Raw genomic sequence first — 26,439 nt, forward strand, 5'->3', positions numbered from 1 at the left:
TATCTATATGCTGACACTTAAGGTAATTTCTCCTGAAAAAGTGGTTTTCACCGGCGAGGTGGAGAGCGTTACCGTGCCCGGAACCCTCGGCGCGTTTGAGATACTGGTGGACCATGCTCCGCTAATCTCTTCGCTTGAGTCTGGCGTGGTGACCTATCTCCCCAAAGGCGGCGAGAAGGCACAACTGAACATTATGGGCGGTTTTGTCGAAGTTCAGAAGAATGAGATTAGTCTGTGCGTAGAAGTATAATACTGAAATAGAATACAAATGGAAACTCAAAAGAACGAGATAGACATCCGCTACTGGAAGTACATACGCCAGGGAGTGACACTCATGGCAGTATTGTTCTTCCTGACCCTGGTTCTCGCCATGAGCTATCCCTCGGTGACGCTGCCTCTCATCGTGAGTGCCGTCTATGCACTCTTTGTCGAGATAGGGGCGGTCACGGCGTGGCGCAAGGTGGCTACCGAGGCTCCCGACAGTCTGCCCTCCGTGTTTCTGGCCATTTCGGGTGGCCGCTTCATGCTGGCGCTGGTCGTGATGTTTGTCTACTTCCTCCTCGTCGGCAAGACCGGCAAGGGCGATATGCTCACCTTTGTCCTCATCTTTGCCGCATTCTATCTCAGCGCAGTTCTACACCACACGCTGTTCTTTACGCATAAGCATAACACAGATGCGGAAAAGAAACCGTAGATTACATTTTATATGATGAATATGAAACAGATTAGAACAATCATCCTCCTGCTGGCGCTTGTCATGCTCCCCCTGGCAACTATGGCCAATGAGGGGGGCAAGGAAGAAAAGCTGGATATCCCCGAGACCGTATTGGAGCACCTCTCTGATGCGTATGAGTGGCACATAGCCAGTTACGAGGGGCGTTCGCTCAGTATTCCATTGCCCATCATCGTCAGAAGCGGCGCCACGGGTGAGTGGTTTGTTGGCACCGAGCACTCGCTGCCCGCGCCATTCTTCTTTGATGCCACCCATCATGGCAAGATTTATGAGAAGATGCCAGACGGGACCACCGAGCGCCCTCTGGATTTGAGCATTACCAAGGTGGTGCTGCAGATATGGATAGCCGTGGTTGTCCTGATAGTGATTTTCACCTGTTGCGCTCGTTGGTATCGTCGTCATGATACCCTTAGCGAGGCGCCGAAGGGATTTGTAGGGGCGATGGAGCTCATCGTGATGACCATACATGATGATGTGGTGAAGTCGTCGATAGGAGAAAAGGAGTACAAGCGCTTTGCGCCATATCTGCTCAGCGCCTTCTTCTTCATCCTGACCTGTAACCTCGTGGGACTGGTGCCCTTCTTCCCCGGCGGTGTCAACGTGACAGGCAATATCAATATCACCCTCTTCCTGGCGGTATGCACAATGCTGGCCATCAACCTCTTTGGCAACAAGGAGTATTGGAAAGACATATTGTGGCCCAATGTGCCAATCTTCCTGAAGGCCATTCCATTGATGCCTATCATCGAGATTTTCGGCGTCTTTACCAAGCCGTTTGCCCTGATGATTCGTCTCTTCGCCAACATGATGGCAGGTCACGCCGTGATACTCAGCTTCACCTGCGTGATATTCCTGGGATGGACAATGGGCGTGGGCTTCGGTATCGGACTTAACATCTTCAGCGTCCTGATGCTCCTCTTCATGAACTGTCTGGAGCTTCTGGTCGCCTTCGTACAGGCCTACGTCTTCACTCTGCTGAGCGCTGTCTTCATAGGGCTCGCCCACAAGGAAGAAGAGGCCGAATAGAACATGTATATATAATAATGTATAGAACAAGAGAATATTAACAAAACAATTAACAACTAATAAACATTACAACTATGATTATTTCAACTTTATTGGCCGAGGGTCTGGCACAGCTGGGCTGCGGTATTGGTGCTGGTATTTCAGTTATTGGTGCAGGAATTGGTATCGGTAAGATTGGCGGTCAGGCTATGGACGCTATCGCACGTCAGCCCGAGGCTTCAGGTAAGATTATGACCAACATGATTCTTACTTCTGCTTTCGTAGAGGGTTGTGCGCTTTTCGCCATTGCAGCCTGTGCGTTTCTTATCCACTAATAGAAAGGACAGAGTATAATGAATTTGCCATCAATACTGACGCCTGATTTAGGACTGCTGTTCTGGATGGCACTGGCGTTTCTGGTGGTGCTCGTATTCCTTGCCAAGTATGCGCTGCCGGCGATAGTTGGTTCGGTCGAAGGCCGTAAGCAATTTATCGACGACAGCCTGCGCAAGGCCCACGAGGCCACCGAGCGTCTGGAAAATGTCAGACAAGAAGGCGATGCCCTCCTGCAGGAAGCTCGCGCTAAGCAAGCCACTATCCTTCAGGAAGCCGGTGCTGCCCGTGACGCCATCGTCGAGAAGGCTCAGGGTCAGGCCCGCGAAGAGGGTGCTCGTCTACTCTCTGAGGCTCGTCTGCAGATAGAAAGCGAACGCCAGGGAGCCATGCGCGGCATACGTACACAGGTCGCCGAGCTCTCTGTAAAGATAGCCGAGAAGCTGCTGCGTGAAGAATTGTCTGACAATGCCAAACAGATGGAACTGATAGACCGCCTGTTGGACGATATTCCTCAAAATAAAGTAAACTGATAAAGCTATGGATTTAGGAGTGATATCTGTGAGATATGCCCGTGCGCTTCTCAAGAGTGCCACAGCGCTGAAAATCGAGGATAGCGTGTGCCAGGACATGATGTGCCTTGGTCGTAGCTATATCGAGGTTCCCCAGCTTCGCACGGCTATTGCCACCCCCATGCTCCAGCCTGAGAAGAAGGAACTGCTGCTCGTTACGGCAGCCGGCACCGAGCCCACCGAGCTTACCCGCCGCTTCCTCAAACTTGTGCTGAGAGAGGGCCGCGACAACGCTCTGCAGTTTATGGCTGCCTCTTATGTTACACTTTATCGTGAGCAGAAGAATATCACCTGTGGCAGGCTTATCACCGCTACTGCCGTGACTCCCGCTATCGAGGACAAGATGCGGCAGATGGTGGAAAGCAAGACTCGTGGAACTGTGGAATTCAATACTGAGGTCGACCCCGACATCATCGGTGGGTTCATACTCGAATATGACACCTATCGCATGGATGCCAGTGTGAAGACAGGACTCAGGAAGATTCTCGCAGAGTTAAAGTAATTATCTAAATTAACAGGTTGTCTGTCCCGGCGTCCATGCCGGCAGACAGCTCATTAAAACAAATCAACATGTCAGATAAAATAAAACCAAGTGAGGTGTCTGAGGTTCTGCTCCGCCAACTCACCGAGGTTACCAGCAACCAGCAGTTCGAAGAGGTAGGCACCGTGCTTACCGTCGGTGATGGTGTGGCCCGTATCTACGGTCTGCGTAATGCTGAGGCCAACGAGTTGCTTGAGTTTGAAAACGGTACTATGGCTATCGTGATGAACCTCGAGGAAGACAATGTCGGTTGTGTGCTTCTCGGTCCTACCGCCGGTATCAAGGAGGGACAGACAGTCAAGCGTACCCACCGTATTGCATCCATCCGTGTCAACGACAACTTCCTTGGACGTGTAGTCAATCCTTTGGGCCAGCCTATTGACGGTCTTGGAGAGATCGATCTCACCGAGTCGTTTGAGATGCCGCTTGACCGCAAGGCTCCCGGTGTTATCTACCGCCAGCCTGTAAAGGAACCGCTTCAGACCGGACTCAAGGCTGTCGACTCGATGATACCTATCGGCCGTGGCCAGCGTGAGCTTATCATCGGCGACCGTCAGACTGGAAAGACCGCCATCGCTGTCGATACCATTATCAACCAGCGTAGCTTCTACGAGGCTGGCAAACCCGTCTATTGCATCTATGTAGCCATCGGTCAGAAGGCCTCTACAGTAGCCGCATTGGTGCAGAACCTCAAGGAACATGGCGCGTTGCCTTATACCATCATCGTCAGCGCTACCGCCGCCGACCCTGCCGCCATGCAGTACTATGCTCCCTTTGCCGGAGCCGCCATCGGCGAGTACTTCCGCGACCGTGGCCATTCGGCTTTGGTAGTCTATGACGACCTCTCCAAGCAGGCCGTTGCCTATCGTGAGGTATCACTCATCCTCCGCCGTCCTTCCGGCCGCGAGGCTTACCCTGGTGATGTGTTCTATCTGCACTCTCGACTGCTCGAGCGTGCAGCCCGCATCAACAACCAGCAGGAGGTTGCCGAGAAGATGAACGACCTGCCCGAGTGTATGAAGGGCCATGTGCGTGGTGGAGGTTCACTTACCGCCCTGCCTATCATCGAGACCCAGGCCGGCGACGTTTCGGCATATATTCCTACCAACGTGATTTCCATCACCGACGGACAGATATATCTCGAGACCGACCTCTTCAACCAGGGTTTCCGTCCTGCCATCAATGTGGGTATCTCTGTATCCCGTGTGGGTGGTTCGGCACAGATCAAGAGTATGAAGAAGGTAGCCGGTACGCTGAAGATAGATATGGCGCAGTATCGTGAGCTCGAGGCATTCTCCAAGTTCTCGAGCGATATGGACGCTGTGACTGCCATGACCATCGACCGTGGACGCAAGAACAACCAGTTGCTCATCCAGCCCCAGTATTCACCGATGCCCGTGGGCGAGCAGGTGGCTATGCTCTACTGTGGTGTGCATGGTCTGCTCCACGACGTACCCGTAGAGAGTGTCCGCCAGTGTCAGGACCAGTTCCTCGACCAGCTGCGCTCTCAGCATCAGGATATTATCGATACCCTTGCCGAAGGTAAGATTGACGATACCATCACCCACACCATTGAAGAAGTGATGGCAGGCGTCGCCTCGTTGTATAAAGCATAATAGCGTATGGCTTCACTGAAAGAGATAAAGACCCGCATAGCCAGTGTCAATAGCACCCGTAAGATTACGAGTGCCATGAAGATGGTTGCGTCGTCCAAACTTCACCATGCTCAGGTTGCCATCCAGAATATGCTTCCCTACGAAAACCTTCTGGAGCATATCCTCAAGTCGTTCCTCGTTTCCACCCCCGAGGCCACAAGCCTCTTCGAGCAGCGACACAACGAGGTGAAGCGCGTGGCCCTCGTGGTCTATTCGAGCAACAGCTCTCTCTGCGGTGGCTTCAATGCCAACGTGCTCAAGGTGATGGAGCAGATAGTTGCCGAGTATCACGACCAGGGCATCACCGATATCGTGGTCTATCCCATAGGCCGAAAGGTGGCTGAGCGCGTGCAGAAGAGAGGGTGGACCTCGGCAGGCGACTTCGTGGCTCTTGCCGACAAGCCCAACGCCCGCGACTGTGCCCTCATCTCGCAGGAGCTTACCCGCAAGTATGCTGCCCACGAGATTGACAAGGTCGAATTGGTCTATCACCATTTCAAGAGCGCCGGTTCGCAGATTCTTACACGCCGTACGTTCCTGCCCATCGACCTCTCTACCGAGAAGATTGGTGTGATGAACGACCGCGACCTTACCTCCAATGTGGCCACAGCCAAGGCGCAGGAGTATCTGCGTAAGCGCGACAAGCAGCGTCAGCATGTAGTGACCGAGGCCAAGCCCCTCAACGACAACTTCCTGGTCGAGCCCAATCTGGAGTATGTTCTCCAGGCGCTGGTTCCCAAGTTGCTCAATCTGATGGTCTATACCGCTTTGCTCGACAGTATCGCCTCCGAGCATGCCGCCCGCATGGTGGCCATGCAGACGGCTACCGACAATGCCGACGAGCTGCTGCGCCAGTTGCGCCTGCAGTACAACAAGAGCCGACAGGCTGCTATTACCAGCGAACTTCTTGATATCGTAGGTGGGTCGGTCAACAACTAACCATCCACCACCGATATTCTGCAAACAATAAAGCGTGAGACCTTCCACCACCGTGGATAGCGTCTCACGCTTTTGGTTGATATGCCCCGTTGTCAACGCAGAGATGCAGCAATGTGTATCACCCTCAGTTCTCATGCCGCATAAGGTGTGAAAGACCTCTTTCCCCATCATCTTTGCATACCCCGGCCATCCCGTTAGCCTTTTTTTCCTGCACCAGGTAAAAATATACGGATGGGCGGGGCATTGTGTCTGATTTTTTTGCTAATTTTGTTGAGCCGTCCAGTGGTGCCATGAGGTTCGCAGCGCGCCTTACGCCTCCCGACGGTATCGCCACACCCCGTATGGTCACACCTTATTATATATAGTATGCAACAACTCATCTCCTTATACCGCCAGTGGCGCGGAGCCGAGCCCGCCCATGTAGAGCAGTTGGCTGGCGCCGGCAGCAACCGTGTTTACTATCGTTTTACCGATGCCGACGGGCTCACGGTGATAGGCGTTGTGGGCACCAGCCGCGACGAGAACCATGCCTTCATCAGCCTTACCCGCCATTTCTGCAACCGCCAGCTGCCCGTGCCTGCCATCCTGGCTGTGGCCGACGACGAGCTGCGCTATTTGCAGACCGACCTGGGCTCCACCTCCCTTTTTGACGCCCTTAGGGGCGGTCGCGAGGCTGGCGGACGCTACACCCAGGCCGAGCGCCAGCTCCTTGTGCGCACCATCCGCCAACTCCCCAACATCCAGTTGCGCGGTGCGCGCGGCCTTGATTGGTCGGTGTGCTATCCGCAGCCCGAGTTCAATGAAGAGAGTGTGCTCTTCGACCTCAATTACTTCAAGTACTGCTTCCTCAAAGCCACCGAGCTCGACTTTCATGAGCTCAAACTCGAAGCCTGCTTTCGTATGTTCGCCCGCGACCTTACCTCCGAGCCGTCCGAGAGTTTCCTCTACCGAGACTTTCAGGCACGCAACGTGATGCTCGATGACGATGGCAATCCTCATTTCATCGACTACCAGGGTGGCCGTCGTGGTCCCTACTATTATGACCTCGCCTCCTTCCTTTGGCAGGCATCGGCGCGCTATCCCGCCAAGCTCCGCCGCGAGCTGGTCTATGAGTATTACCAGTCGCTGAGCCAGTATACCGAGGTGCCGTCTGTGCGCCACTTTGCCGAGCGGCTCTCCCTCTTCGTGCTCTTCCGCACCCTCCAGGTGCTGGGAGCCTATGGCTTCCGCGGCTATTTTGAGCGCAAGCGCCACTTCATCGACAGCATCCCCCCAGCCATCGACAATCTGCGCGAGCTGCTGCGTGTGCGCCACCTCTTCCCCTATCCCTACATGATGGATATGCTCGAGCGGCTCACCCTCCTTCCTGCCTTCACGCGGATAGAGCAGGCGGCAGCCAACCGTGCCGACGGCTTCCGCACAGCCGACACCAATGTCTACGCAGCCCACCCGCAGGACGGCCCCGCCACCTTCTCCAAGTACGACGGCAAGGGCCCGCTCGTGGTGCGTGTCTTCAGCTTCTCCTATCGCAAGGGCATACCCGCCGACGATAGCGGCAATGGCGGAGGATATGTCTTCGACTGTCGCAGCACCCACAATCCCGGGCGTTATGAGCCTTACAAGAAACTTACAGGCCTCGACGAGCCCGTCATCCGTTTTCTCGAGGACGACGGCGAGATACTTACCTTCCTCGACAGCGTGTATCGGCTTGCCGATGCCCATGTAGAGCGCTATCTGCAGCGCGGCTTTACCGACCTCATGTTCAGTTTCGGCTGCACTGGAGGCCAGCACCGCAGCGTCTACAGCGCCCAGCATCTGGCAGAGCATCTGCACGACAAGTTTGGCATCGAGGTGCGCATCTGCCACCGTGAGCAGGGCATCACCCAGACCCTCGTCCGCAAGTAGGCGCCCCTCCCTCCTCCCTTGCCGATTATCCCCATACGCCTCGCTGCCACAGCGGGGCGTTTTTTGATTATGCCCTTTCTCCCCGCCATCATCTTCAACTTGAGTTCGGGGCGTGAATTATCCAGTTCGGGGTTTGCAACCCATAATGCAAGGCGTGAAATACTGAAATCACACCACGCAATATACATGAACGCCACCTCGGCAGACTTTCGCCCGATGCCCGACGGGATAGGGTAGACTGGGGCAGTGCCGACTATAGCCGGCAGCCCTCTCTGCCCTGCTGCGCCATGCGTCGTGGTGACGGCCCCATGGCAGAAAAAAAACTGCCACGCCTTTGCTTTATATCCCAATTTTGTATAACTTTGCATTCGGTTGGCAGGAGGCACACGCTTGTGCCTCTTCGCCATTTTAATAGGACTAAAAGTAGTAGAAATGGAATATATGTCACAAGAGGGCTACGACAAACTGGTAGCCGAACTGCGCGAACTCGAACTTGTCAAACTGCCAGAGGTGCGCGAGGCCATCGCTGAGGCGCGCGACAAGGGCGACCTGAGTGAAAACTTTGAGTATCATGCCGCCAAGCGCGAGCAGGGTCGTCTGCTCGGCCGCATCCGTTTCAAGCGTCGCGTCCTCGAGAATGCCCGCGTCATCGACCGGTCTGCCATCCGCCACACGGGTATCGGACTGCTCAGCGTGGTCACGCTTACCAATGTGGCCAACGGTGCCCACATGACCTACACCATCGTGAGTCCCCACGAAGCCAACATGAGCGAAGGCAAGATTTCGCTCAAGTCGCCTATCGCCCAAGCCCTGCTCAACCACCAGGCCGGCGACACGGTCGAGGTGAGCGTGCCTGCCGGCAAGATTACCTTGCGTATCGACGAGGTGACCCTGTAGCTGCCGCTGCATGGTGCTGATAACCATGCAGCCTTCGGCGCTGCGCCGCTCCTGCCCGACGGTCGGAAAAATGGTGGTGGCGGGGCAAATAATTCTATCTTTCTTCTTCTTTTCCCAGATTTTGGCGTAACTTTGCATCATGATGCAAGCAATGATTTTTGCCGCTGGACTGGGTACGCGCCTCAAACCATTGACCGACACCATGCCCAAGGCGCTGGTCGAGGTGGGAGGCGAGCCGCTCATCAAGCGTGTCATCCTGAGGCTCAAGGAGGCCGGGTTCACCCGCGTGGTCGTCAATGTGCACCATTTCGCCGACCAGATTGTAGACTATCTCGCCGCCCAGCAGGGCTTCGGTATCGACGTGCGCATCAGCGACGAGCGCAGCCAGCTGCTCGAAACGGGCGGTGGCATCAAGCATGCCGCATCTCTCTTCGACACCACTTCCCCCATTCTTATTCACAACGTAGACATACTGAGCAATGTCGACTTGCGCCGTTTCTACGACAGCGCCCAGGGCGATGCCACGCTGCTGGTAAGCCCCCGGCAGACCAAGCGCTATCTGCTCTTCGACACTGCCCACGATTGCCGGCTCATGGGGTGGACCAATATAGACACCCACGAGGTGCGCTCGCCCTATGCCGACCTGCAGGTCGATGCCTGCGAGCCCTACGCCTTCTCGGGCATCCATGTCTTCAGTCCGCACCTCTTCCCCCATTTCGACGAGATGCCCGACAGGTTTGGCATCATCGATTTCTATCTGCGCTATTGTGAGCGTTGCTCCATACACGGATACGTGAAGCGCGACCTCAGGCTGATGGATGTGGGCAAGATGGAAACCATAGCCCAGGCCGAAGAGTTTCTCAAGACACTATAAACCACAATAATATTCAGTACAATGCAACAGAAGATAGTTATTCTCGATTTCGGTTCACAGACCACGCAGCTTATCGGCCGCCGTGTGCGTGAGCTCGACACCTTCTGCGAGATACTGCCTTACAACAAGTTCCCCAAGGACGACCCCTCTGTCATCGGTGTCATCCTGAGCGGTTCGCCCTATTCGGTGCACGACCCCGAGGCTTTCCAGGTAGACCTGAGCCAGTTCATAGGTCGTCTGCCCGTGCTTGGCATCTGCTACGGAGCCCAGTTCATCTCCCATACTCTGGGTGGTAAGGTAGAGAAGGCCGACTCGCGTGAGTATGGCCGCGCCCATCTGCAGACAGTAGATACCCACAATGCCCTCTTCAAGGGCTTTGAGCAGAACTCACAGGTATGGATGAGCCATGGCGACACCATCACTGCCATCCCCGAAGGTTTCGAGGTGATAGCCTCGACCGCCGATGTCAAGTATGCTGCCTATGCCAGCACCAAGCAGCCTGTCTGGGCTGTGCAGTTCCATCCCGAGGTGTTCCACTCGGTACAGGGAACGCAGTTGCTGCGCAACTTCGTGGTAGACATCTGCGGCTCACGTCAGGACTGGAGCGCCGCCTCGTTTGTAGATACCACCGTGGCTGAACTCAAGCGCCAGCTGGGCGAAGACCGCGTCATCCTGGGTCTCTCCGGCGGTGTCGACTCGTCGGTGGCAGCCATGCTGTTGCACCGCGCTATCGGTCACAACCTCACCTGTATCTTCGTAGACCACGGCATGCTGCGCAAGAACGAGTTCTCCGATGTGATGAATGACTACAAGTGTCTCGGTCTCAACGTGGTGGGCGTCGACGCCAGCGACAAGTTCTTTGCCGACCTTGCCGGCGTGACCGACCCCGAGCAGAAGCGTAAGATTATAGGCCGTGATTTCGTCGAGGTCTTCAATGCCGAGGCCAAGAAGATAGAAGGCGCCAAGTGGCTGGCTCAGGGAACCATCTATCCCGACCGTATCGAGAGTCTCAATATTACCGGCAAGGTCATCAAGAGCCACCACAATGTGGGTGGACTGCCCAAGGAGATGCATCTGCAGCTCTGCGAGCCTCTGCAGTGGCTGTTCAAGGACGAGGTGCGCCGTGTGGGCCGCCAGTTGGGTATGCCCGAGCATCTCATCACCCGTCATCCCTTCCCTGGACCGGGTCTGGCTGTGCGCATCCTTGGCGATATCACCCGCGAGAAGGTGCGCATCCTGCAGGACGCCGATGATATCTACATCCGCGGTCTGCGCGAGTACAAGGTTCGTCTCTCCGGCGAGGAGGCACGCAAGGTGCTGGCTGCCGGAGTGCCCGCCCTGATGACCGACGGTGAAATCGAGGTGTCGCTCTACGACCAGATTTGGCAGGCAGGCACCGTGCTGCTCTCTACCGTGCGCAGTGTGGGTGTGATGGGCGACGAGCGCACCTATGAGCACCCTGTGGCTCTGCGCGCTGTGACCTCTACCGACGCCATGACAGCCGACTGGGCTCATCTGCCTTACGACTTCATGGCTCGTGTGAGCAACGAGATTATCAACAAGGTGAGAGGTGTCAACCGCGTCTGCTATGACATCTCGTCCAAACCACCTTCGACCATCGAGTGGGAGTAAACTTACCACTCACGTATCGCTATAGGGAAGCCCTGCTGCTTATGGGCAGGGCTTCCTTTTTCTCCAAACTATTAAAGACCTGTTGACAGACAAATGCAAAAGACCTTTATCCTTACAGTGATACTGCTCCTGTTGCCCCTGATGGCGATGCGGGCGCAGAACCGTACGTTCATGCTCATGGAGCAGAACCCTGAGTATGGCCAGCAGTACTGGTTCTCCAGTGGTGTGGGCAATGAGTTGGACTGTGACAAGATTAAGCAGCACTGGAACAATGACCGCTATATCACCGCAGTGGCCTATACCGAGAACGGATGGTCGGTGGCCATGAGCAAGGACTCCAAATTCAGCAATCAGTCTTACAAGTATTCGGGCGATTTCCCCCGTGACTGGATCAAGGAAAAGTGGGACGCTGGCTACTATATTACTGCCATCACTTGTAATCAGAGTAAGTGGTTTGTGGTAATGTCTAAGTACCAGGGTTACACCGATCAGAGCTATAAGCATGCCACGCTGAGCGAACTCAAGACCTGGTATGACCAGAAGCGTAGCGCGGGCTACTTTCTTACCCAGGCCACTTACAGCTCGGGCAAATGGTGGTGGGTAGTAACCCGTGGCACCAATATAGAGACTCAGGGCTATACTTGGGCTACCGACGGCGATGTGGGCAGCGAGGTGAAAAAGATTTGGAACAAGGGTTATCGCTTGCATTTGGTCGAATATGGCGGTGGACAGTATCTCCTGGCTTATGGCAAACTGAAAGGGCGTACTCCGCAGCAGTCATATAACATAGATTGTAACGGCGTGACGGCTTGGCTTAGCAAGAACTGGGATAATGGCATGAAGCTACACTATATAGGTGGTGGCAACCCGGAGAGCCAACCGTCTAACAATGTTGCTTCTAACCAGAGTAACAATGGCTACTCTACCACCTATCAGCCTGGTAACAACAGCTGGCGCGAGGAACTGCCTGGCGGTGGCTTTAGGCAGAACACCCGTCAGGCCGATGGCTCTATTATCTCTATTACATCTACTCCCTGTTTGTGGTGTCATGGCACCAAGGTATGTGGTATCTGTCATGGGCTCGGTGGAACTTACGGCCGTGCCTATGGTGGCATGTGGTATCCCTGTAAGAGTTGTGCCGGAAGCAAAGTGTGTCAGAATTGTCATGGTCAGGGGTATAGTACCTTTACCAGTACGGTCTATCCAGATGGCAGTGGGGTAGGGTACGACCAGAATGGGCGTGTCACCGTGACCGACGGTCGTGGCGGGGGCAGCGGAGGCAGTCGTTCGTCATCGCGCGACAACGGGCGCAGCAGCAACCGCCGTGGTACCTGTCCCAAGTGTGGCGGCACGGGCTACGACCCTGTGGCCCATCAGTACGCAGCTGGTTCGAGTATGGCCCCTTATCACAATTCGGGCGGCACTACCTGCTATATCTGCAGCCGGGCTACCGACCATTACCATTATCGCTGCCTGGAGTGTAAGCGACATTAAGGTGCCCTGCGATATTATAAGCGACAAGTGGATGGCGAACAGTCAGTGTCTATAGGCTGACTGTTCGCCATCTGTTTTTTGTGGATAGCTTCAACTGGATGGCGCGAGGGAGTGGGCTGCCCCATCATTTGAGGCGCGTGGTTATCTTTGTAGCGACAGGGGTTGTATCTCCAGATGCTTGTCGGGGCGTATGTAGATGTTGCGCACCAGCCATGTATGCTTCATCTCGGCGTCGTCCATCCATACGTAGGTGGTGGTGAGCGGGGCGGCTACCATCAACCGGTTGGTGGCGGGGTCGGCAAAGCGGTAGGGGATGTCGCTTACGTTCTTCAGCGCCACCTCTATCTTGCCCTTGCGCGTGCGTCCGGTCTTCTCGGCGGTCACCGATGCGCGCAGCAGTGGCTCGACATACTCCTTGCGGCCGGCGAGCGTATTGTCGGAGTAGGCCACTGAGCGGCGGGCGAAGAGTGCTTCGCGGATGGCAGCCACGCTGTTGTCGCGGGCAAAGATGAGCGTCATGGGACGATGGGCGCGCTTCAGGTCGAAACGCCAGGCGATGGGCCAGTGGCAGTCGGTGGCGCCGATGGGCGTCAGATTGTAGTCGTAGACATAATCGATGGCGCGCGGGTAGAACTCGAAGTCGTTGAAGATTTCTACGCCATGTATGCGTCCCTTCTTGATTTGTCCGATGAGCCACTGCGAGAACTCGCTGTCCTTGTCGGGCCATCCCGGGTGGTTGGCGGTCACCCACACGCTGTCGGCCTGAGCCACTGCCAGCACACTGTCGGCCTGGTGTGCGGTCACGTCGTCGGTGCGGGGGAAGTAGCGGTTGTTGTCGGTGGTAAACAGGAGGTTGATGTGCCCCACGTCCTTGAAGTTGGCCCTCCACGCCATGCTCGTGAGCTCGGCGCCGCGTATCAGCGTGATGCCTCTGTCCTCGGCGTCCTTCACCGCCTGCAGATGGGAAATGTTGCCGTCTGGGTTCTTATTGTATCGCGGCATGGGCTGATGGTCTGTGAGCGCTATAGCGTCCAATCCCTCCTGATAGGCTTCCCAAACTCGGAAGTAGGGAGCCACTCCACCGTCGCTCTGATGCGTGTGCAGGTGCAGGTCGGCCTTGATGGTGCGGTAACCGAGGATGTCGGGAATGTGGATGGTACCTCGCTCATGCGGATTGAGGTATCCCTGGAACGTGCGGTACTGGATAGTGTCTGTCTGGGCTATGCCCGGCAGTGTGGCAGCCATCGCGGCAGCCAGCAAAATCATTTTTTTCATGAAATGTAAAAGGTTAAATGAATTATAGGTAAATGGCGGCTCCATCAGTACATGAGCCGTCTATGCCTGTTGGTGGATTAGTGTCTATTTTTTATCCTTGAGCAAGTCGCGGATTTCTGTAAGCAGTTTCTCTTCGGCAGAGGGTGCTGGCGGAGTGGCTGGCTTTGCCGGCTCTTCGGCCTTCTTGCGTGCCAGATGGTTGATGCCCTTGACCATCATGAATATACACAGTGCGATGATGACAAAGTCGAAGGTGGTTTGGATGAAGTTGCCATAGTTGATGGTGGCTGGCTCGAGCTGCTCTATGCCCAAGTCCATGGTGGGCAGCGTCACCTTGAGGTCGGAGAAGTTTACGCCGCCTATAAGCCAACCTATTGGAGGCATAATGATATCATCGACGAGCGAAGATACGATTTTGCCGAATGCGCCGCCGATGATAACACCGACAGCCATATCTACGGCATTTCCCTTGACGGCAAACTCCTTGAATTCGTTGATAAATTTACTCATAATGTTGCTCTTATTATTAATAATGTGTATGATAACACTTGAATTTTGCAAAGTCGAGTTGTCAGTATTGCCCTCCACGGTTCCCAGCCTTATGAAAATCTCGGGCAAGATGCTTTTTTTAATTTATTTAATACTCGTTTCGACTGCAAATATAGGAAATAATTTGTACCTTTGCGCCTGTAATAAAGAAAATTTGCATCAGAGCAATAAAATATTTACATAACCCTTTTAATTAAGTAAAAGTAAAATGACTAAAATTGGTATTAACGGATTTGGCCGTATCGGTCGTTTCGTATTCCGCGCAGCTCAGACTCGCGATGACATCCAGGTTGTAGGTATCAATGACCTCTGCCCCGTAGACTACTTGGCTTACATGCTCAAGTATGACACTATGCACGGTGCGTTCAAGGGCACAATCGAGGCTGATGTTGAGAACAGCCTTCTGATCGTAAACGGTCAGAAGATTCGCGTTACCGCTGAGCGCAACCCCGCTGACCTGAAGTGGAACGAGGTTGAGGCTGAGTACGTAGTTGAGTCAACTGGTCTCTTCCTGACTCAGGAGAAGGCTCAGGCTCACATCCAGGCTGGTGCTAAGTACGTTGTTATGTCAGCTCCTTCAAAGGACGCTACTCCAATGTTCGTATGCGGTGTAAACTTCGACAAGTACGTTAAGGGTACTCAGTTCGTATCTAACGCTTCTTGTACAACTAACTGTCTCGCTCCTATCGCTAAGGTTCTGAACGACAAGTTCGGCATCACCGATGGTCTGATGACAACTGTACACTCTACAACTGCTACACAGAAGACTGTTGACGGTCCTTCTATGAAGGATTGGCGCGGTGGTCGTGCTGCTTCTGGCAACATCATCCCCTCTTCTACAGGTGCTGCTAAGGCTGTAGGTAAGGTTATTCCTGAGCTCAACGGCAAGCTGACCGGTATGTCTATGCGTGTTCCTACTCTCGACGTATCAGTAGTTGACCTGACTGTAAACCTCGCTAAGCCCGCTACATACGCAGAGATTTGCGCTGCAATGAAGGAGGCTTCTGAGGGTGAACTGAAGGGTGTTCTGGGTTACACAGAGGACGCTGTAGTATCTTCTGACTTCCTCGGTGATACTCGTACTTCTATCTTCGACGCCAAGGCTGGTATCGCTCTTACCGATACATTCGTAAAGGTTGTATCTTGGTATGACAACGAGATCGGTTACTCTAACAAGGTGCTCGAGCTCATCGCTCACATGAAGAAGGTTAACGGTTAATCGATAATCGTAGACATAAGTACAGGCCGTCCAGCATTGCTGGACGGCTTTTTTTATACCCTTGTGCAAGCCCATGGGCATCTCGGTGGTAAAAATCAGGGCGATTTATTTTGTATTTTTATTGGTTTGCATTACCTTTGTAGCAGATAGACAGCCCTTTGGCCTTGATGAGAGGTGTAGTGTAAGCAGGGCGAAGCTGTCGCAGAAAGAAGCAAATGCAGAAGATGATTACCATATTGGGTCCTACGGCGTCGGGCAAAACCAGTCTGGCTGCCGCCCTTGCCGCGCGTATCGATGCCGAGATTATCAGTGCCGACTCGCGTCAGGTGTATCGTGGCATGACCATCGGCACGGGCAAAGACCTCGACGACTACCGTCAGGGCGACCGCGTGATACCTTACCACCTGATAGATATTTGTGAACCCGGTACCAAGTATAACCTCTTCCAGTATCAGCAGGACTTCCACCTTATTTATAATAATATAGTGGCGCGCGGGGTGCGTCCTATTCTCTGCGGAGGTACGGGTCTCTATATTGAGAGTGTGCTCAAGGGTTACGCCCTGTCGCCCGTGCCACAAAACCAGGCATTGCGTGATGAGCTGGCAGACAAGTCGCTCGCCGAACTCACCGAAATGCTTGAAGACCTGAAGCATCGCAACCATTCGGTGATGCACAACCGGACTGATGTGGACACCGCGCAGCGCGCCATACGCGCCATAGAGATAGAGACCTATAATCTCGAGCACCCCACAGACAACCGCACGCTGCCACCCATAGACTCGGTCATCATCGGAGTGGACATCAATCGCGAGGAGCGTCGCCGCAAGATAACGCAGCGTCTCAAGCAGCGCCTCGAAGAGGGTATGGTCGACGAGATACGCCAGTTGCTCGACCGTGGAATCGCCCCCGAGAATCTTATCTACTATGGTCTGGAATACAAGTTCGTCACCGAGTATGTCATCGGCAAAACCAGTTACGAGGAGATGTTCCGCCAGCTTGAGATAGCCATCCACCAGTTTGCCAAGCGGCAGATGACATGGTTCAGAGGTATGGAGCGCCGCGGCTTTACCATCCACTGGATAGATGCCCTTGACCCCATGGACAGCAAGGTGGCACAGATTATGGACATAGCACATATACAGCCCTAATATAAATAATGTAGAGAAATGGCAGTTAACGAAAACAAATGGGGAGTCATCTATTGCCCCAAACACACTTTCCGCAACAAGTCGCGATGGGATGTCATCGAGCGTGTGTTGCGTGCCCATCGCATAGACTATGACTACGTGCACAGCGAGAGTGCAGGTAGCGTGGACATATTGGTCAAGATGATGGTCAACAACGGTTACCGCACTATCATCATCGCCGGTGGCGACTCTGCCCTCAACGATGCCGTCAACAGCCTGATGCAGTTTGACGCCGAGGTGCGCCAGCGCGTCTCTCTCGGTGTTATTCCCAATGGTACGATGAATGACTTTGCCCATTACTGGGGTTTCCGTGAGGGCGAGGTTGAGCAGACTGTCGACTGGCTCTGTCAGCGCCGCGTGCGCCGGATTGACGTTGGCCGCATCAACTATCGCAACCGGCATGGCGAGGCTTGTCACCGCTACTTCCTCAACTGCGTCAACGTGGGACTTATTGCCGCCATCATGAATATGCGCAGTCAGACGCGCCAACTCTTGGGTTCGCGCACCCTGTCATTCATCTTCTCCTTTATCCTCATGATATTCCAGCGTCTGGAGTACAAGATGCGTCTGCGTATCAATGATGACAAGATAGAACGCAAGGTGATGACGGTGTGTGTGGGCAATGCCCTTGGCTACGGACAGACTCCCAACGCCGTGCCCTACAATGGCCTGCTCGATGTGTCGGTGGTCTATCATCCCGAGATTACCCAACTCTTTGATGGATGGTATCTCTTCCTGCGCGGCAAGTTCCTCAACTCGCGCAGCGTTCATCCCTACCGCACGCGCGAGGTAACTTTCGACGAGATATCCCAGTCGCTGGTTAGCGTCGATGGCCGTCTGATGAACAGTCCCATGGCTCCCCTCAAGGTGAGGGTAGAGCAGGAGGTCATCAACTTTCTCATCCCCGAGTAGGCGATAACTCCCACACTCAGAATAACGCAAAGGCATGCCCTATATATAATAGGTGGCATGCCTTTGTTGGTATATTTCATCGGCGGAAATGACATCAACTCTCGGGCGGTTATCTATAATACTGCCGAATTTATTGTTTTTTTTGCAAATAGTTTATGAAAAATTTGCTTATCTGCATGGAATGTAGTATTTTTGAATGAGCATAAGCGAGCGCTCGTCGCTTGCTTCTAAAAACGAACAACTATTAATTAAATCTTGACATAAGTTTATGAGTTATCTTAAGTTTGAGAAAACTCTTATGACTAACCTCGAAGAGTCGTTGCCAAAGGAGTTGCTACGCACCAACCGCTCGGGAGCCTACTCGTGTTCCACCGTGGTAGAGTGTAACACTCGCAAGTATCATGGACTGCTTGTCGTGCCCGTTCCCGAGCTCGACGACGAGAACCATGTACTGCTTTCGTCGCTCGACGTGACAGTGATACAGCATGGAGCCAAGTTCAACCTGGGTCTCCATAAGTATCAGGGCAACAACTTCAGTCCCAAGGGTCATAAGTATATTCGTGAGTTTGATTGTGACAAAGTACCCACCACGCTGTATCGCGTCGGTGGCGTAATCCTTAAGCGCGAAGTGGTGTTCCAGCATTATGAGGACCGCATCCTTATCCGCTACACGCTGGTAGATGCCCACTCTGCCACCACGCTGCGTTTCCGTCCGTTCCTGGCTTTCCGCAGTGTGCGCCAGTTTACCCATGAGAATTCGGTGGCTTCGCGCGAGTATTTTCAGGTAGACAATGGCATCAAGACCTGTATGTATGCCGGCTACCCCGACCTCTATATGCAGTTCTCCAAGAAGAACGAGTTTCACTTCGTTCCCGACTGGTACCGCGGAGTCGAATATCCCAAGGAGCAGGAGCGTGGCTACGCTTCCAATGAGGACCTCTACGTGCCCGGATATTTCGAGATGAACATCAAGAAGGGCGAGAGCATCGTCTTTGCCGCTTCCACATCGCAGAGCAAGACCTCCGGTCTGAAGCGGTTGTTCGATGCCGAAGTCGAAGAGCGCACCCCACGCGACAACTTCTTCCACTGTCTCGTCAATGCCGCCCACCAGTTCCATATCCATGAGAAGAACGACGACCGATATATCCTTGCCGGTTATCCTTGGTTCAAGAGCCGCGCCCGCGATACGTTCATCGCACTGCCTGGTCTCACTCTCTCCATCGAGGAAGACGAGTACTTCGACCTGGTGATGAAGACTGCCGAGGTGGCGCTGCGCGAGTTTATGGAAGGCAAGCCCATCACCAAGCATATCTATGAGATAGAGCAACCCGATGTGCCCCTCTGGGCTATCTGGGCCATCCAGCAGTACGCCAAGGAGTGTGGCCGCGAGAAGTGTGCCAAGAAGTATGGCGCCCTTGTCATCGATATTCTCAAGTATATCGAGAGCGACGGCCATCCTAACCTCAAGCTCCACGACAACGGCTTGCTCTATGCGCAGAGTTCGCATGGCGAGGCCATCACCTGGATGAACTCCGTGGCCAACGGCCGTCTCGTTGTTCCCCGTACAGGCTACATCGTCGAGTTCAACGCCCTGTGGTACAATGCGCTGCTCTTCGGTGCCTCTCTTCTCGATGAGGGCAATGCCGTGCGCGAACACCTTCAGGCTGTTGCCGCCAATGCCAAGCAGTCATTCCTCGATACATTCCTCAATGAGTATGGCTATCTCTACGACTATGTCGATGGCTATATGGTCGATTGGAGTGTGCGTCCTAACATGATTTTCCCCGTAGCTTTTGACTATTCGCCCCTCAATCAGGAGCAGAAGAAGAGCGTGCTTGACATCTGTACCCGTGAACTGCTCACGCCAAAGGGTCTGCGTACGCTTTCGCCCAAGAGTGGTGGCTACAACCCCATGTATGTAGGTCCTCAGTCACAGCGCGACTATGCTTACCACCAGGGTACGGCATGGCCTTGGCTCGGCGGCTTCTATATGGAGGCTTGTCTGCGCCTCTATAGGCGCACCCGTCTGAGCTTCATCGAGCGCCAGATGGTGGGCTACGAAGACGAAATGTCCAACCATTGCATCGGAACTATCCCCGAGCTCTTCGATGGCAACCCGCCATTCCAGGGCAGAGGCGCTATCTCGTTTGCCATGAACGTGGCAGAGATTCTCAGGGCAATGGAGTTGCTGGAAAAGTATTCATATAAATAATAGGAGGACCGCAAATGAAAGTTTTAATGTTTGGTTGGGAGTATCCTCCTCATGTATATGGTGGACTGGCTACCGCCAACTATGGTATATCTCAAGGTCTGCACGCCCAGGGTGATATAGAGACGATACTCTGTCTGCCCAAACCATGGGGCGATGAAGACCGCAGCGCCGCCAATATCGTGGCGATGAACTGTGTGCCTATCGCCTGGCGCGATGTCGATTACGACTATGTGAAGAACAAGGTGGGTAACATTATGGACCCCGACCTCTACTTCCGCCTGCGCGACCACATCTATTCTGATTTCAATTATATGCACGTCAATGACCTCGGTGCGATGGAGTTTGCCGGTGGATATCCCTCCAATCTCCATCAGGAAATCAATAACTATTCGATTATCGCTGGAGTCGTTGCCCGCACGTTCGATTACGACATCATCCATGCCCACGACTGGCTTACCTATCCCGCCGGCATCCATGCCAAGAAGGTTTCGGGCAAGCCACTGTGCATCCATGTCCATGCCACCGACTTCGACCGTAGCCGTGGCAAGGTCAACCCTACAGTCTTCTCGATAGAGAAAGACGGTATGGACAACGCCGACTGCATCATGTGCGTATCTGAGCTTACCCGCCAGACCGTCATCAACCAGTATCATCAGGACCCCCGCAAGTGCTTCACCGTGCACAACGCTGTGTATCCCCTGCGTCAGGAGCTGGCCGATATTCCTCGTCCCGACCACACCGGAAAGGAGAAGGTAGTGACATTCCTTGGCCGCATCACCATGCAGAAGGGACCTGAGTATTTTGTTGAAGCCGCCAACCTCGTGCTCCACCGCACCCGCAACGTGCGTTTCTGCATGGCCGGTTCGGGCGATATGATGGACCAGATGATTTACCTCGCCGCCGAGCGCGGCATCGCCGACCGTTTCCACTTCCCTGGCTTCATGCGCGGCAAGCAGGTCTATGAGTGTCTCAAGGACTCTGATGTCTACGTGATGCCTTCAGTGAGCGAGCCTTTCGGTATCTCTCCGCTCGAGGCGATGCAGTGTGGCACTCCTTCTATCATCAGTAAGCAGAGCGGTTGTGCCGAGATACTCAACAACTGTATCAAGGTAGACTACTGGGACATCCACGCCATGGCCGACGCCATCTACTCCATCTGCCACAACGAGAGCCTCTTCCATTATCTGCAGACCGAAGGCAAGAACGAGGTCGACCAGATTACTTGGGAGAAGGTAGGCGCATGGATACGAGAACTATATGAGCGCACGCTCAATGGCAATAACTAACAACTAACAAACAACGATTATGAAGACAATTTGTTTATATTTCGAAATACATCAGATTACGCATCTTAAGAGATACCGCTTCTTTGATATCGGTACCGACCATTATTACTATGATGACTACGAGAACGAGCGCGATATCACCGATATCGCCGAGCGTAGCTACATGCCCGCCCTCAATGCCCTTGGCGAAATGATTAAGGAGCATGGCAAGGCCTTCAAGGTAGCCTTCTCGCTCTCGGGCGTAGGTATCGAGCAGCTGGAGATGCACGCGCCCCAGGTGCTGGCCAAGCTGCAGGAGCTCAATGACACCGGCTGCGTGGAGTTCCTCGCCGAGCCTTATTCTCATGGCCTCTCATCACTGGCCAATGAGGAGAGCTTCATCACCGATGTCAAGAAGCAGGTGGAGAAAATCAAGGAGTACTTCAACCAGTCTCCCAAGGTGCTGCGCAATTCCGGCCTCATCTATAGCGATGACATCGGTATGCAGGCAGCCAACATGGGCTTCAAGGGCATGCTCACCGAGGGTGCCAAGCATGTGTTGGGATGGAAATCTCCCCACTACATCTACCACTGTGCCCTCAACCCCAAGCTCAAGTTGCTCTTGCGCGACGTCAACCTTAGCGACGACATCTCTCTGCGTTTCAACAACAGCGACTGGGAGGGCTACCCACTCTTCGCCGACAACTATATCCGCAAGATAGCCGAGTGTCCCGAGGAAGAGCAGTTCTATGGCATCTTCATGAACCTCTCTGCCATCGGCGTGGCCCAGCCTCTGTCGAGCAACATCCTCGAGTTCTTCAAGGCATTGCCCGCCTGCGCCAAGGCACAGGGCATCACCTTCTCCACTCCTTCAGAGGTGTGCGCCAAGATGAAGTCTGTGGGCCAGCTCGATGTTCCTGATACTCTCTCTTGGATGGACGAGGAGCGCGATGTGTCTTGCTGGCTGGGTAACCCCATGCAGCGCGAGGCTTTCAACAAGCTCTACAGCGTAGCCGACCGCGTGCGCATCGCCAACGACCCACGTATCAACCAGGACTGGGACTATCTGCAGGCTACCAATAACTTCTACTTCATCTCCACCAAACCTTCGGGAGTGGCAGTGGATAGAGGTATCTATGCCAGCGCCTTCGATGCGTTCACCAACTATATGAACATCCTCGGCGACTTCATCAACCGTGTCAACAACCTTTATCCTGAGGACATCGACAATGAGGAACTCGAGTCGCTGCTTACCACTATTCGCAACCAGGGCGACGAGATAGAGCTCAAGGATAAGGAGATAGTACGTCTGCAGGCAAAGATTGAAAAGATTGAGGCTGCCAGCGAGAAGCTGCGTGAGCAGGTTGAGGCCAAGACCGCCAAGAAGGCTGCTCCCAAGGCCAAAGCTGCTGCCAAACCTAAGGCTGCCGCCAAGCCCAAGGCTGTGAAGGCCAAGGAAGAGAAGCCTAAGGCAGAAAAGTAAACCAAGCCAAGACCCTCGACCGCAGATAGCGGCAATAGAGGACCAACGGGTACCCTCATAAGTTAAGTGTGACGCACCTTGTGCGTCTGCCACAGAGCGCGAACCATCGTTCCCTCTATGCCAGACACATCAGGGTGCGTTTTTTGTATATCCCTTGCCACGCCTTGTTTCTTCGCTAATGCCGCGGGAGACTTGGTGGTGAAACTTGCCAGTAAAAAGGTAGGAACAGTCATCAATAGGGTAGAGGCAATGTAAAGCAGAATGGTAAAGGGTTGGAGTACTGTGAAGCCAACCAGTAAGCGGACGATATTGATGTAAAGCAAACCAGTAAAAGCCAAGTCTTGCCATTTTCATGTTATCGGCAGAGATTGTGATAATTACGTTTGTCCTTGATTTATACCATCTTTAGTCATGCCCTGATACACTCTGCTGGTTCGTATCGTATGTTACGAGCGTACGTGCCTTATGTTACGAGCGCTCGTAACAATTGATACGAGTGTTCGTGCCTTTTGATACGTGCCGGCAGAGTTGCTGGCGGGTGTACTACAGATAGTCGCGCAAGTCGTATAGATGGTTTGCGACTAAATAACAAATAATTTGAAAGATTTCTGTTAAAACATTTGGGGAAGTCAAATATATATCCTATTTTTGCCATTATTATTTTGATTTCAACCATTTATTTTGAAATCACCCCGAGGTTGGTCGCATCCTGCACCAACCTCTTTTGCAATATCAGGGAAGCAAATCAGCACTTTTCTTACTTAAAATTTGTCATTTATAAAGAAAAATACTATCTTTGCAGCAATTATTAACAGTATTTACACAATAAATCGCAAGCCTATCGCCTACATTTACTCCAATAGTAAAGAAAGAAATAATGGATGTATATAGCAAGATGACCGATGAAGAGTTGGCCATAGCATACATAAAAGGTGATAATAATGCCTTCGATTTATTGCTCTCACGCAATCAGCAGAGGCTTTATTCCTACATATTGTTCGTTGTCCACGACAGCGAGATGGCAGAAGATGTGTTTCAAGACACGTTTGTCAAAGTCATTATGCGTCTCCAGTCGGGCCAGTATACCTCCTGCGGCAAGTTCTCCGCATGGATTATGCGCATAGCCCACAATGTCATCATGGACTATTATCGCGACCAGCGCATAGAGAGTGTGGTGAGCACGGTCGACAATGAGGACCTTTCTCAGATTGACGGGCGCCATGTGATAGTGCCCAATGTGGAGAGCCGCTATGTCAACGAGCAGGTATATAGCGACGTTCGGCGCATGATGAACCTCCTGCCGCCGTCGCAGCGAGAGGTTATCTTCATGCGGTTCTTTCAGGAAATGTCGTTCAAGGAAATCGCCGAGGCTACCAGCGTAAGCATCAATACCGCTCTTGGTCGTATGCGTTACGCCGTGCTCAACCTGCGGCGCATGGCCAAGTCCAACGGCATCACTCTACAGTTGGACTGACCGTCCAGCGGCGTTCAGTCTCTTGACTTCAGACTCAGTATGGTAGCCTCGGGGTCTTCTGCACCGAAGACATGGCTGCCACTTACCAATACATCGGCACCGGCTGCGACGAGCATCGGTGCCGTTTTTCCGTTTACGCCACCATCTACCTCTATCAGCGGTCTGTGCTCCAGCCGGTCTATCATCTGTCTTAGTCTCCTTACCTTGTCGGTCGAGCTGGTGATAAACGACTGGCCCGAGAAGCCCGGGTTGACGCTCATAATCAGCACCAGGTCTACATCGGAGAGCACCTCCTCGACCATAGCCAGCGGCGTGGCGGGGTTGAGAGCCACTCCGGCTTTCATGCCGGCGCTGTGTATCTCCTGGATGGTGCGGTGCAGATGGGTGCAGGCCTCGGCGTGTACGGTCATCAGCGCTCCGCCGGCATCGGCGACCTGGCGTATATAGTTCTCGGGATGCACGGTCATCATGTGTACATCCAGCGGCTTCTGGCATACCGTGTGTACTGCCTTGATAACGGGCAGTCCAAATGAGATGTTGGGCACAAACACGCCGTCCATCACATCCATGTGCAGCCAGTCGGCTGCGCTGCGGTTTATCATCTCCGAATCTTCGCCCAACCGTGTAAAGTCGGCCGACAGCAATGAGGGTGATATCAGTATCTCTTTGTTCATCTTATTCTATCATCAAGGTTTAATCAGTTCATACACACATTATATTTCCCATCTTTCATGTGGGCGCGCTGGCAGAGCCGGGCTATCTGTCTGATAAGTTGCAAAGTTTTTTCCGAGGGCTTCACCTCGTTAGGAGTAAAATAGTTCATAGGCATTTCTAATAGTCTTTATATTTGTATAACGCATCTTTTCGGTCTTTATTACATCCGCGTGACATTTTCTTTTGCTCAAAACTGTCACCTGTAGGGTCACGGTCGGTCTGGAGATGACCGCCACCGATACAGTCACGCGCGCGTATATTATAATAGGTATAAGAAATCGGCTGAGGGTCTCAGTAATAAAATTGCGGTAAATCACAAATTTTTCTTTCAAAAAGTTTGCAGGCTCGTAGATTATCGTTATATTTGCAGCGTAAACAGTAAAGACAATGAAGAATATGGTATCTATAGCATGGTGGTGGCGTAACTCAAGATTGATAAAGTCGTGAGTCGCTCAGCCGTATAGATATCCCGTAGATATAAGAGAAAGGCCTGCCGTAACTTACGACAGGCCTTTTTTCGTAACCCCGAAATTTAGAACCAACACTATAAAAGACAAGACTATGGAGATGAAAGATTATTTGACGCGTGTGCTCCGCCAGGAACGGCTCAGCCGCGAAGAGACCAAGGACATCCTGACAGGCATCACCCGCGACGCCTATCCCGCCGAGCAGATTACGGCCCTCCTTACCGCCATTCAGATGCGCGGAGTGACCGTTGACGAGCTGTTGGGCTTCCGCGACGGCATATTGGAGACCGGCGTGCAGGCCCCGTTGGACTGCGACCGCTATATCGACGTAGTGGGCACTGGCGGCGACCGCAAGAATACATTCAACATCTCTACCACGGCATGCTTCGTCATCGCCGGCGCCGGCTACAAGGTCGCCAAGCATGGCAATTATGCCGCCACCAGTGTGAGCGGAGCCTCCAACGTGATAGCCCTTCACGGTGTGCGCTTTACCAGCGACCTCGACACCCTCAACCGTTCGCTCCACGAGGCAGGCATCGTCTATCTCCATGCCCAGCTCTTCGCCAAGGCCATGAAGCACGTGGCCCCCATCCGCAAGGCGCTGCAGTTTCCCACCGTCTTCAACCTGTTGGGGCCGCTGGTCAACCCCTCTCACCCCAAGGCCCAACTGCTGGGCGTAGCCAACCTCGACCAGATGCGCCTCTACGCCCAGGTCTATCAGCGCTTGGGCATCGACTATGGCATCATCAATAGCATCGACGGCTACGACGAAATCTCGCTCACCGGCGACTTCAAGGTGTCGACCAACCAGTATGAGCGTGTCTTCTCGCCTGCCGACCTGGGCATGCAGGTGGCTCTGCCCGAAGAGCTTCAGGCCGGAGCCACCGAGGAAGAGGCTGCCGCCATCTTCGACAGCGTGCTCAACAATACCTGTCTGCCCGCCCAGAAGAACATCGTGGTCGCCAACGCCGCCTTTGGCATCCAGGTCATGGAGCGCGGGCTGAAGTCTATCGACGAGTGTATCGAGATTGCCCGTGAGAGTATCGACAGCGGTGCTGCCCTCAATGCCTTCCGTCGTTTTGTAACCATCAATTCATAGTCG

At 53.5% G+C, this 26,439-nt stretch carries 25 protein-coding genes; 21 read left to right on the forward strand and 4 right to left on the reverse strand.

Annotation, left to right across the window (positions count from 1 at the left end; translation table 11 throughout):
* The first annotated feature begins 7 nt into the window (after nt 1-7).
* From atpC to CIK95_RS07690, 13 genes are all read left to right on the forward strand, one after another.
* Nucleotides 8-250 (forward strand): ATP synthase F1 subunit epsilon, encoded by a 243-nt coding sequence (gene atpC, locus CIK95_RS07630; protein ID WP_022311580.1) that lies wholly within the window; start codon nt 8-10, stop codon nt 248-250.
* Nucleotides 251-268: 18 nt separating this feature from the next.
* A complete protein-coding gene (locus CIK95_RS07635; protein ID WP_022311579.1) occupies nt 269-694 on the forward strand; it encodes a hypothetical protein in 426 nt (141 codons plus the stop codon).
* A gap of 21 nt (nt 695-715) precedes the next feature.
* Nucleotides 716-1,759 (forward strand): F0F1 ATP synthase subunit A, encoded by a 1,044-nt coding sequence (gene atpB / locus CIK95_RS07640; protein WP_094422968.1) that lies wholly within the window; start codon nt 716-718, stop codon nt 1,757-1,759.
* Between the two features lie 74 nt (nt 1,760-1,833).
* Complete coding sequence (locus tag CIK95_RS07645) at nt 1,834-2,073, forward strand: ATP synthase F0 subunit C (RefSeq protein WP_022311577.1); 240 nt, start codon at nt 1,834-1,836, stop codon at nt 2,071-2,073.
* Nucleotides 2,074-2,088: 15 nt separating this feature from the next.
* Nucleotides 2,089-2,604, forward strand: a complete 516-nt coding sequence (gene atpF / locus CIK95_RS07650; RefSeq protein ID WP_094385096.1) for a F0F1 ATP synthase subunit B — start codon at nt 2,089-2,091, stop codon at nt 2,602-2,604.
* Nucleotides 2,605-2,611: 7 nt separating this feature from the next.
* On the forward strand, nt 2,612-3,145 hold the full coding sequence (locus tag CIK95_RS07655; RefSeq protein ID WP_022311575.1) for a F0F1 ATP synthase subunit delta: 534 nt from the start codon (nt 2,612-2,614) through the stop codon (nt 3,143-3,145).
* 68 nt (nt 3,146-3,213) lie between these two features.
* Complete coding sequence (atpA, locus tag CIK95_RS07660) at nt 3,214-4,800, forward strand: F0F1 ATP synthase subunit alpha (protein ID WP_094466691.1); 1,587 nt, start codon at nt 3,214-3,216, stop codon at nt 4,798-4,800.
* A 6-nt stretch (nt 4,801-4,806) separates the two neighbouring features.
* Nucleotides 4,807-5,778, forward strand: a complete 972-nt coding sequence (locus CIK95_RS07665; protein ID WP_022311573.1) for a F0F1 ATP synthase subunit gamma — start codon at nt 4,807-4,809, stop codon at nt 5,776-5,778.
* Nucleotides 5,779-6,144: 366 nt separating this feature from the next.
* On the forward strand, nt 6,145-7,683 hold the full coding sequence (locus CIK95_RS07670; RefSeq protein ID WP_094422855.1) for a phosphotransferase: 1,539 nt from the start codon (nt 6,145-6,147) through the stop codon (nt 7,681-7,683).
* A gap of 432 nt (nt 7,684-8,115) precedes the next feature.
* Nucleotides 8,116-8,580, forward strand: coding sequence for a transcription elongation factor GreA (gene greA, locus CIK95_RS07675; RefSeq protein ID WP_094466692.1), 465 nt, complete (start codon nt 8,116-8,118; stop codon nt 8,578-8,580).
* Nucleotides 8,581-8,719: 139 nt separating this feature from the next.
* Nucleotides 8,720-9,454 carry a nucleotidyltransferase family protein gene (locus CIK95_RS07680; RefSeq protein ID WP_094466693.1) on the forward strand — a complete coding sequence of 245 codons (735 nt, stop codon included), beginning with the start codon at nt 8,720-8,722 and terminating at the stop codon, nt 9,452-9,454.
* Between the two features lie 21 nt (nt 9,455-9,475).
* Nucleotides 9,476-11,086: a glutamine-hydrolyzing GMP synthase gene (gene guaA, locus CIK95_RS07685; RefSeq protein WP_094466694.1), complete on the forward strand. Its 1,611-nt coding sequence runs from the start codon at nt 9,476-9,478 to the stop codon at nt 11,084-11,086.
* Nucleotides 11,087-11,179: 93 nt separating this feature from the next.
* The gene (locus tag CIK95_RS07690) at nt 11,180-12,580 is read left to right on the forward strand and encodes a hypothetical protein (protein ID WP_094466695.1); all 1,401 of its coding nucleotides are present in this window, start codon (nt 11,180-11,182) and stop codon (nt 12,578-12,580) included.
* A gap of 141 nt (nt 12,581-12,721) precedes the next feature.
* Here the strand turns inward: CIK95_RS07690 and CIK95_RS07695 are convergent, their stop codons facing one another.
* Nucleotides 12,722-13,855: an Sb-PDE family phosphodiesterase gene (locus CIK95_RS07695; RefSeq protein ID WP_158215110.1), complete on the reverse strand. Its 1,134-nt coding sequence runs from the start codon at nt 13,853-13,855 to the stop codon at nt 12,722-12,724.
* 84 nt (nt 13,856-13,939) lie between these two features.
* Entirely contained in the window at nt 13,940-14,365 is a 426-nt protein-coding gene (mscL, locus tag CIK95_RS07700; RefSeq protein WP_094422841.1) for a large-conductance mechanosensitive channel protein MscL, read from the reverse strand.
* Between the two features lie 247 nt (nt 14,366-14,612).
* On the opposite strand from mscL, the gene gap reads away from it, so the two are divergent.
* The 7 genes from gap (at nt 14,613) to CIK95_RS07740 (ending at nt 24,156) form a co-directional block, all read left to right on the forward strand.
* Complete coding sequence (gene gap / locus CIK95_RS07705; RefSeq protein WP_094385116.1) at nt 14,613-15,623, forward strand: type I glyceraldehyde-3-phosphate dehydrogenase; 1,011 nt, start codon at nt 14,613-14,615, stop codon at nt 15,621-15,623.
* Between the two features lie 224 nt (nt 15,624-15,847).
* Nucleotides 15,848-16,771, forward strand: coding sequence for a tRNA (adenosine(37)-N6)-dimethylallyltransferase MiaA (miaA, locus tag CIK95_RS07710; protein ID WP_094385182.1), 924 nt, complete (start codon nt 15,848-15,850; stop codon nt 16,769-16,771).
* A gap of 18 nt (nt 16,772-16,789) precedes the next feature.
* Complete coding sequence (locus tag CIK95_RS07715) at nt 16,790-17,722, forward strand: diacylglycerol kinase family protein (RefSeq protein ID WP_094466696.1); 933 nt, start codon at nt 16,790-16,792, stop codon at nt 17,720-17,722.
* A gap of 268 nt (nt 17,723-17,990) precedes the next feature.
* A complete protein-coding gene (locus tag CIK95_RS07720) occupies nt 17,991-19,934 on the forward strand; it encodes a glycogen debranching enzyme N-terminal domain-containing protein (RefSeq protein ID WP_022311560.1) in 1,944 nt (647 codons plus the stop codon).
* Between the two features lie 14 nt (nt 19,935-19,948).
* Nucleotides 19,949-21,220 carry a glycosyltransferase family 4 protein gene (locus CIK95_RS07725; RefSeq protein WP_022311559.1) on the forward strand — a complete coding sequence of 424 codons (1,272 nt, stop codon included), beginning with the start codon at nt 19,949-19,951 and terminating at the stop codon, nt 21,218-21,220.
* A 19-nt stretch (nt 21,221-21,239) separates the two neighbouring features.
* A complete protein-coding gene (locus CIK95_RS07730) occupies nt 21,240-22,682 on the forward strand; it encodes a glycoside hydrolase family 57 protein (protein WP_022311558.1) in 1,443 nt (480 codons plus the stop codon).
* Nucleotides 22,683-23,559: 877 nt separating this feature from the next.
* Nucleotides 23,560-24,156, forward strand: coding sequence for an RNA polymerase sigma factor (locus CIK95_RS07740; RefSeq protein WP_022311557.1), 597 nt, complete (start codon nt 23,560-23,562; stop codon nt 24,154-24,156).
* 14 nt (nt 24,157-24,170) lie between these two features.
* Here CIK95_RS07740 and rpe read toward each other — a convergent pair whose 3' ends face one another.
* On the reverse strand, nt 24,171-24,830 hold the full coding sequence (gene rpe / locus CIK95_RS07745) for a ribulose-phosphate 3-epimerase (protein WP_094466698.1): 660 nt from the start codon (nt 24,828-24,830) through the stop codon (nt 24,171-24,173).
* 23 nt (nt 24,831-24,853) lie between these two features.
* Nucleotides 24,854-24,979, reverse strand: coding sequence for a hypothetical protein (locus CIK95_RS13575; protein ID WP_256387326.1), 126 nt, complete (start codon nt 24,977-24,979; stop codon nt 24,854-24,856).
* Nucleotides 24,980-25,431: 452 nt separating this feature from the next.
* Here CIK95_RS13575 and trpD point away from each other — a divergent pair, with 452 nt between their 5' ends.
* Nucleotides 25,432-26,436: an anthranilate phosphoribosyltransferase gene (gene trpD / locus CIK95_RS07750; protein ID WP_173845700.1), complete on the forward strand. Its 1,005-nt coding sequence runs from the start codon at nt 25,432-25,434 to the stop codon at nt 26,434-26,436.
* Nucleotides 26,437-26,439 lie beyond the last annotated feature (3 nt).

The organism is Prevotella sp. P5-108, from assembly GCF_002251385.1.
GTDB lineage: Bacteria > Bacteroidota > Bacteroidia > Bacteroidales > Bacteroidaceae > Prevotella.